Here is an 8,433-nt window from a genome sequence, read left to right as displayed (position 1 = left end):
CATCAACGGCCGGCTGCGGGATGAACTGTTGAACGAGACGTTGTTCACCTCGCCGCCCAGGCCCGCGTCACGTTTGGATGCTGACGGGCCGATTACAACGATGCACGACCACACTCGCGGCTCGGATGGAAGACGCCGTCCGAGTTCGCCTTGACCTGCCATCCGCGCCGGGATCTGGCGCTGCGCTATGCCGAGGGCTCCGCGCCAGCTCCCGTCGCTACCACCGCCCAATGGACAAATCCAACAGCCGGGCGAACTCAGGAATTGATAAAACTATGGGGGCAAGGTCAAAGGCGTTCTGCTTGGGCTTGCCTGGCGCGATGTAGTGCTAAGCGACGCGGCTCTGATCGGCCCACGTCAGAATGGCGTTGCTGGTGAGTTCGGTGCCGTTGTCGCTAACCACCGTCTTGGGCTTGCCGCGCTCGGTGATCAGGCGGTCTAATTCCCGCGCCACCCGGGCGCCCGAGCGAGGTATCGGCCACCAGCGCCAGACGCTCGCGGGTGCAATCGTCGACGACGGTCAGAATGCGGAGGCGACGGCCGTCGGTGAGCTGATCCGACACGAAGTCGAGCGACCAACGATCGTTGGGGGCCATCGGCGCCATCATCGGTGCCCTGGTCCCAATTGCCCGCTTGCGGCCACCACGGCGGCGTACCGCGAGCCTCTCTTCCCGGTAGAGCCGGAAGAGCTTCTTATGGTTGAATAACCCTCCCGCTTGAGCAGCACGTGCAGGCATCGGTAACCGAAACGGTGAGGTTCCTGGGCGATCGCCCTCATGCGCTGGCGAAGGCCGGCATCATCTGCGCGGGGTCGCCTTGTATCTCATCGTCATGCGGCAGCAGCCGATGGCTTTACACGCCCGCCGTTCGCTCATTCCGTAGACGTTCGAGATAGCTTTCCGCTTGGCAGCGGGCATCACCATTTCTTTCCCAGGAGATCTTTCAAGGCCGCATTGTCCAGCATGGCGTCGGCCAAGAGACGCTTCAGTCGTGTGTTCTCGTCCTCCAGGGTCTTCAGCCGCTTGGCCTCCGACACCTCCATCCCGCCGAATTTTGCCTTCCATTTGTAGATGCTGGCGTCACTGACGCCATGCTTGCGGCACAGATCGGCGACCGAAACGCCAGCTTCGTGCTCCTTCAAAATCCCGATGATCTGCTCTTTCGTAAAGCGACTGCGCTTCCTGCTCTGGTCCTTATCTGGGCCAGAGCGAACTTCAAACTGGATTAAGCCCCTCGGGGTCATCCAAAATCATCTCCCAATCGCAATTCCACCTCGGCGTTCCGAGCTCCAACGTGGCGAAAAATGCCGATCGGCAGATTTTGGATCGCGACCTCAGCGTGACTATTTGCTCAAGTCACCCAACTCAGTCGTTTCCGATCATGAGTTTCATCGAGTAGCACCAGCCCTCTCCTTCAACGCTGCTTGGGATTACACCGGTTCGGCGCTCCGAGCCGCCTCGTGAAAACTCACAAAATCGCATTTGCTATTGTTTCGACGAAAGGGAAAGTTGATGGATCGGTGCGAAAAATGAGCTCGCACCAACTGAGGTGCAGTCTGTGCAGGCTGGAGCTCCCTCCCCGAGCTGCATGCGAACCACTAGCGCGAGGCCAGACGGCCACCGTCCATGTTCCAGCCGACGCCGCGGACCTCGTCAGCATCTGGCGAGCACAGAAACAAAACCATTCCTGCCACTTGCTCGGGTTTTACGAACTGGCCCGACGGCTGGCTCGCCGACAACATCTCAGCCTGGGCAATAGCAAGGCTGACTCGCTCCCGTATCGCTCGTGCTTCGATCTGTCGCTCAACGAGGGGCGTCAAGACCCAACCGGGACAGATCGCGTTGCATGTCACACCCGTTCTGGCAGTCTCAGACGAGACTACCTTAGTCAGACCGAGCAGCCCGTGCTTGCTGGCCGCGTAGGCCGCCTTGTGAGAGACGCCAACATAGCCGCTAACAGACGAGATATTGATGATGCGGCCCCAATTGCGCTGCAACATCGCAGGCAGTGCGCGCTGAATCGTTAGGAACGCTGCTGTGAGGTTGACCGCAAGTACGGCGTTCCATCGCTCCAGCGTGAACTCCATTAGTGGGGCGACGTGTTGGATTCCGGCGCTGTTGATAAGGATGTCAACACTGCCAACCGCCTGCTCGACGCCCTTGATGAGTCTCTCAGCGGCATCTGGGTCGGTCAGATCGGCTTCAAAGTGTCGCGGTCGAAGACCCGATGCCGATGTGACGGCCGAGATCGCCGCCTCCACCTGTGAAGCGTCCCCTAAGCCGTGCAGGCATACTGTGGCGCCTTCTCGCGCGAGGCGTTGCGCAATAGCAAGACCAATACCGCTCGTCGATCCGGTGACGAGCGCGATGCGACCCTTAAGGTTGCCTTTAATCATGGGCTGGAATTATCCATTTGGCTTAACTGATTGTGCTCGCGCCTTCCTGCCCATGTCAACGTCAGCTTTGCGCGAGAGCTGAGAGGCGAGGAAGGTCCTACACCGCGGGTGCAGAGCCCCGGCCTTCTTGTCTGTCCATTGATAAACTCCTTTTCCGGTCCTCATGCCGAGAGCTTTTCGAGAAAGCGATGCGGCTCCAGCGTCATAGCCAGGTCGAACATGACGTTGCGGTATCTCGAACTGGCTGTGCAATCGTTGCGATCGGGATGACCGACGATTGGAAGCGAACAGTGCGCCGGACCAACAAAATCCAATGAACGGAAGATTTTCTGCTACAACTCCGGCTTCTCGGGCGCGGCGTCGATCACCACGTCGGCGCCCTCCACTCTCTTGCAGGTTAGCGGGCAATTTCGCCGCCCCGGCTATGGCGCGATCCTACCCGAGAAGGCCGAAGATACTCTCGATCTCGGAACACGCTTTGGCGAGCGCGTCGGCGCTCACATCGCATAGAGATTGGCCACGCGCCGCGAAGATCTTTACTATGGCATGCCCCATTGGACCCACGGCCACGACAGCAATGCGTTATCACTTCCTTCTCCCCGCCGGTTGCCCCTGTCGGCCGCTTCCGAACAGAAACGAGACTAGTCCTGTCTGAAGAAGAATATCATCAAATTCATCCCGCGAGCGCTTCCATCGGACGGATTCTCGTACCTTGGTGCAGAAGTTCGCCACACGACTCCCAATCAATTCATGGCCTTCCGAGGGCAAGTAGAGATAATCAAGAGATATCTCACCAGCTCTTGCCGCAGCGAGCCTGCCGCCTGAGCCGCGCATAAGCGCGTAACCATCGGCTGTCGTCGCCTGACCACCAGATCCACACGACCCGGGCGGCTAGCGCTACCTGCGTCAGCGAGCATGATCGGGCAGAAGCGCATCCGCCGTCGAGCATCCGGCGCTTGCAGCCAAACAGCAGGCTGGATGGGACCCGAGTATCGCATAACGCGTGACACAGCGACGTGCAGATCGCCGAGTTTGTTCGACTAGGTCCCAGGGGCGGCAGCGCTGGGCCGAGGTGATCACGCCACGGAAGCTATGGCATTCCTACAGAGATTCCCACGCGGCAAGGTGGGAACAGCGTTTACGCGCCTTCTGTAATGGGCCCGATGATGTCAAGCCTCCCGAGTGAACGCCACGCCGCCGAGCTCATGCTTCTGTTCGTGGTCGACGCCTGGCCGCCACATCATGCTGTCAGAGGGAGCGGTGAGCCTATCTAGATACGCGTGGTTCGTCGGACGACGGCCACTGGGCGTGTAACGGCTTCACCGCATCCACCGTCCCGGCGACGGGACTTCGGGCACCGGGCTTCAGTTCATCCGGGTTGCGTTCTCGATCTCCTCCACGTCTTCTAGGCTGCGATTGAGCCCGCTTCGGCCCATCGGTAAGTCGTGCCATCGACCCAGATCCGATGCAGGATCACTGCGAGCTTGCGTGCCAAGGCGACCTTTGCGCGCTTCGAGCCTCTCCGCTTGGCGACGTCCATCCCCCAGCGTTTGAGTTTTGAGAACCGCGTGATGCGCGATAGCAGAACGTTGGCGGCTTCATACAAGGCCGTCCGCACCGTCTTATCGCCGGCCAGCGTGATTCGGCCCGTGACGTCCTTTTCTCCCGATTGCTATTTCTTTGGCGTGAGCCGAACAGCGCGCCTGCTGCCTTTGACTTTACAATGCGATGAGGATCATCAATCGCCGATTTGTAGGTGATGGCCACCAGGGGGCCAACGCCTGGTACTGTCATAAGCCGGCGGCAGACTGCATCATCACGCACAATTGCCAGCACAGCCTTGTGTAGTCTTCCGTATTCTGCCTTCAGGGCCGATCGTGCCGAAAGCATCGCACCAGCAATGCGCTCCAATGTCGCCTGGCCTGCAACCAACTCTCGAATCCGCGCTTCGAAATTCCGTCGCGTCACCGGGCCAACCTTCAGACCGAAGCCGCGCAAAATCCCTCGGATACTTAATTCTACATCGATCAGCCGCCCGAGAAGCTGTTTGCGTGCGATCAGGAGTGCCCGGATCTCTTGCGCATCGACCGACTTTGCATGCACCGGTCGAAACCATCCCATCCGGATCAACTGGGCGATCCCGCGCGCATCCTTGCGGTCTGTCTTGACCGTCATTGCAGACAATGCGGCCTTCACGTGCCGCGTTTCCAGCAGAACCGACTCGAATCCTGCGCCTTTCAGGCCCGCATGCAGCCATTGCGACAGCGGCCCAGCCTCCAGCCCGATCCGCTTCACTGCAAAGCCGAGCGTCTCAAAAAAGTCAACTAAGGCGTCGGGTTCGCTTGCGACCTTCGCTTCCTTCAGGATCTTACCCTGGGCTCCACAACACACACGCTCGACAGTTCCAATGACACGTCGATTCCGGCATAATTCTCCACGGCTGTCCTCCGTCTCCAGATGCTTGGGGCCGACTCAAGTCGTGACCCCGTTTCATCATCTATCGGGGGACAGCCACCATCATGACCCCTTGCTCCGGAGCCGGGCCCATTACCGCATCTAGTACTAAACTTAGACCGGGCAGCAAGATGCATTGTCGGGCCATCCATGCGTCATGTTCTCACACGCCTCGCAATAATCGTTTGAAATTCCACCAATAGACGCACAATCTCGGCAGCATTCCTTTCTATTATTGGAATTCCGCACAAAGCGAACTGATAGAATGACAAGGTTGCCCGGTCGAGCCGGTAACATTTGCCGCGGCATGTCGCATCGGATCAAGCGCGAGGAAGTCGGTTCTATTTGCGCCGTGACATCGGAAGGCGAAGGAGGAGATAGAGCAGGATGAACCTTAACATCGCAAAACAGATCGCCTCAGTGGTATTTTCTGACACGTACGTCGAGGCTAGGCAGAAGTTCTTAGCGGCGGCACCGACTTCAACGTTGTATCCGTGCAGTACGCCGGGACCATCTGGTGAAGCTCTATTCACGGATACGGCTTATTTCGGCGATCCAAACGCAAAGAAACTTTTGATTCTAATTTCCGGGACGCATGGACCGGAGGGCTATTGCGGGGCCGCAGCGCAGCTTTTATTCTTGCAAACCACACTTAACGAGGGACTTCCGCACTCGACAGCCGTACTCCTAATCCACGCGCTCAATTGCTACGGTTTTGCTTGGGATCGTAGAGCGACTGCCGAGGGATGCGACCTCAATCGGAACTTCATCGACTTCTCAAAGCCCTTACCCCCAAACACAGTATATGAACAATTGGCTGAACATCTCGTCCCTGCCGATGGTACGGAGGAGGGATTTCGTCGCGCAGAAGCCGCGATCGAGGAATATCGAGCGGTGCACGGGAATGTGACTTACATGTCTGCGAGGACGCGCGGCCAATACACTAGGCCCGGTGGGCTGTTTTATGGCGGAGCCGAACCTACAGAAGCCAGGCGCACTCTTGAGAAGATAGTACTCGATTTCGACGTAACGCAGCGCGATAGGGTGGTGATTGTCGATTATCATTCTGGGCTCGGCCCCTACGGCTACGGCGCATTACAATGCGAACAGTCATCAGGAATGAACGGCTACGAACGAGCGGCAAATATTTTCGGCCCGTCAGTGACGTCCCCGGATCTGGGGACTTCAACTTCCGCCGTGATACACGGCTCGCAAGACGAGCTTTGGGAGCGCTCTTTGGGGGACCGGCACACGTACGTGGCGCTGGAGTTCGGGACTTTTACCAATCTGACAATACTGCGCAATGAACATTGGCTGTTCAAGCATAGACCAGAGTTGGCAGATTGCGAAGTGGGCCGCCAGATTCGTAGTGCCACGAAAACGCACTTCTACCCGCAAAGGGCAGATTGGAAGGAGATGGTTATTTGGAGAGCGCACCTAGTGCATCGACAGGCAGTCGATGCGTTTAGATCCGAATAGTAACTTCTTGCAAAACTAAGGTGTCGTCCGTGAAGAACTCTGGCTTCAGGCTGGAACGGCCTGAAGCGCGGCGGTGAGAGCGGAGAGGATTTGGCGCAGCAACAGGCTGAGCCAACGGATGAGGCGGCGGAAGTTGTAGCCGGCGGCGGCCAGGACGGCGTTGGCAGCGTCTCCCTGGCGGAACCAGAGATAGTTGCGACCCATGCGATGCTCGGCCTTGAGATGGCCGATGACGGGTTCGACGGCGGCCCTGCGGCGCAATTCGCGCTTGATCTTGGGCGTCACGCCTCGCTTCTGGCCGGAGATGAAGACCCTGAACTTGTGATCGGGCGGCGCATTGTGGCCGCGATATCCCTTGTCGGCGAGGATGCGCGCGATCGTATTGCCGACCAGCACCTCCATGTCCGGGATCACGGTGGCCAGCGTGTGACCGTCATAGGGATTGCCCGGCAGCGCCTTCACATGGGTGACGAACTGGCCGCCCTTGGCGTGGCCGATCGTGGTGGCGACGGAGACTTTGACGCCGAACTCGTAAGGCCGATGGGCCTTTCCTTTGCCGATGCACTCGGCCTCAGGCGCGTGCAGGGAATAGACCTTCGGCCCGCGCTGATGCTGCTTCTGCTCGCGCACGCGCCGCGCCAGCGCAAGCAGTTTTGCGAACGCCGCTTCGAGCCCGCCGTCACCATCGATCTTGCGGCTGATGTCGCGGATGACGCGGCCGAGATAGGTCCGCAGCCTCTTGAGCGCCCGGTTGGCGCGCTTGAACTGTTTGGCGTGGGCATAGCGCTGATGCTGGATCAGGGCGAACTTGCCCACTCGCGCATAGGATTGGCGCAAAGCCACCCCGTGATGCTGCGCCAGCCGCACCAGCTTCTCGCGTGCCCGGTTCAGAAGCTTCGCATCGGTAGGGAACGTCACGTTCTTGGGCTGAACCGTGGTGTCGACGATCACCCGCGACAGTTCGGACGGCTTGATCGCCTTGGTCTTGGTGGCAACCGACAAACTCTCCTGGATCAGCGCAGCCAGCCGTTCCTCGCCCATGCGGTTACGCCAGCGCGTCAGCGATGAGCGATCGAACACCAGCCGGTGCTGGAAGAACTCCTCGCCACAGAAGTATTGGTAATAGGGGTTCTCGACCCACCGCTCGCACAACACCTCGTCGGAGAGATCATAAGTGTGTTTGAGGATCGAAAGTCCCGCCATCAAGCGCGTTGGCAGCGGCGGCCGGCCGGGATCATCGGTGTAGACCTCGCCGAACCGCTCTTCCAGGAATCTCCAATCCACCGTCCGCCCCAGCACCACCAGCGGATGTTTCATGTCGATGATCTGATCAAGCCGAGAGCGGAAAAGATCCTGCTCTCCCGTCTCGCCCCGCTCCCGTGGTCGCATCTCGCCCCTCGCCAAAGCAGTCCGAGACGAGCGAATCACAAATCAAGTTTGCAAGGAATCCCGCTTTAAACGCCCGCTTTCCGGTAAATTCAGCTACCGCAAAATCCCGTTTCCGGATTCTCAATCAACAGCTTGGGAGTTCTTCACGGGCGACTAAGGTGGTCCCGATTGTCTGAACAGCAATTCCGCGTCGATAAGTGGAGCTTCCGCCAAAATCAAGTTGCCGCGCGGAACGGCAGCGGGTGGAAGCAAGCTTGATCCGCGGGGCCGCCGTCAAGGCTCTAGTGAGGACCCGGCCATTGTAAACGTCGAGGTATAGGCCGATTGAGCCGCGCGCGTCGGACACGGTGTCGTAGGCGCGCGGATAGACCTCCTCATATTTTGATGCTGCGCCACAGCTGACGAACACTTTTGTCGCGCAAGGCGCCCCCCGGGCCGTTCATGCTGGGGATCTCGCTAACGTCCTTGTTGGCGCCAATTGGTGGGACACGGTGAAAAGTTCGCATCCCAGTATCCGGACGAGGTGTTGCTCGAACGATCCAGATCAATGCCATAGACGCTGCACGGGCGGCCCTGCGGCCTCACACCTTGGTCATGAAGTTCATCGAGGAGACCAGTCTCGTTACTGAGGTGCGAGTTCGTCGACTTGCGGTGTCATCCGATATTCATTGTTCAGCTCTGTTCGGTTCAAGACGCCATGTCCGGAACACGACCAT

General features: G+C 58.9%; 3 protein-coding genes and 4 pseudogenes. 2 read left to right on the top strand and 5 right to left on the bottom strand.

The genetic code is table 11. The features are described from left to right. Positions 1-213: pseudogene (locus IVA92_RS22455) on the top strand (integrase core domain-containing protein); the annotation flags it as partial. A gap of 118 nt (positions 214-331) precedes the next feature. Here IVA92_RS22455 and IVA92_RS22450 read toward each other — a convergent pair. From IVA92_RS22450 to IVA92_RS22440, 3 genes and pseudogenes are all read right to left on the bottom strand, one after another. Beyond that, a pseudogene (locus tag IVA92_RS22450) lies at positions 332-1,225 on the bottom strand (IS3 family transposase); the annotation flags it as partial. Positions 1,226-1,597: 372 nt separating this feature from the next. After that, a complete protein-coding gene (locus tag IVA92_RS22445; RefSeq protein ID WP_247276621.1) occupies positions 1,598-2,395 on the bottom strand; it encodes a 3-hydroxybutyrate dehydrogenase in 798 nt (265 codons plus the stop codon). Between the two features lie 1,405 nt (positions 2,396-3,800). Then, positions 3,801-4,833, bottom strand: a pseudogene (locus IVA92_RS22440) (IS110 family transposase). 403 nt (positions 4,834-5,236) lie between these two features. On the opposite strand from IVA92_RS22440, the gene IVA92_RS22435 reads away from it, so the two are divergent. Continuing rightward, entirely contained in the window at positions 5,237-6,328 is a 1,092-nt protein-coding gene (locus tag IVA92_RS22435) for a DUF2817 domain-containing protein (RefSeq protein WP_247276622.1), read from the top strand. Between the two features lie 45 nt (positions 6,329-6,373). Here the strand turns inward: IVA92_RS22435 and IVA92_RS22430 are convergent, their stop codons facing one another. Both IVA92_RS22430 and IVA92_RS22425 read right to left on the bottom strand, forming a co-directional pair. After that, positions 6,374-7,717, bottom strand: coding sequence for an IS5 family transposase (locus tag IVA92_RS22430; RefSeq protein WP_247276623.1), 1,344 nt, complete (start codon positions 7,715-7,717; stop codon positions 6,374-6,376). 215 nt (positions 7,718-7,932) lie between these two features. Further along, a pseudogene (locus IVA92_RS22425) lies at positions 7,933-8,124 on the bottom strand (IS3 family transposase); the annotation flags it as partial. Positions 8,125-8,433 lie beyond the last annotated feature (309 nt).

It is taken from the genome of Bradyrhizobium sp. 154 (assembly GCF_023073875.1).
Taxonomy (GTDB): Bacteria; Pseudomonadota; Alphaproteobacteria; order Rhizobiales; family Xanthobacteraceae; genus Bradyrhizobium.
The sequence above is the reverse complement of the archived record's forward strand: the minus strand, read 5'-3'. Positions and strand labels throughout refer to the sequence as shown.

Bases quoted from the DNA above. Each gene is read 5' to 3' on its own strand.
- IVA92_RS22445 (WP_247276621.1), bottom strand. From the start codon at position 2,395: ATGATTAAAGGCAACCTTAAGGGTCGCATCGCGCTCGTCACCGGATCG.
- IVA92_RS22435 (WP_247276622.1), top strand. From the start codon at position 5,237: ATGAACCTTAACATCGCAAAACAGATCGCCTCAGTGGTATTTTCTGAC.
- IVA92_RS22430 (WP_247276623.1), bottom strand. From the start codon at position 7,717: ATGCGACCACGGGAGCGGGGCGAGACGGGAGAGCAGGATCTTTTCCGC.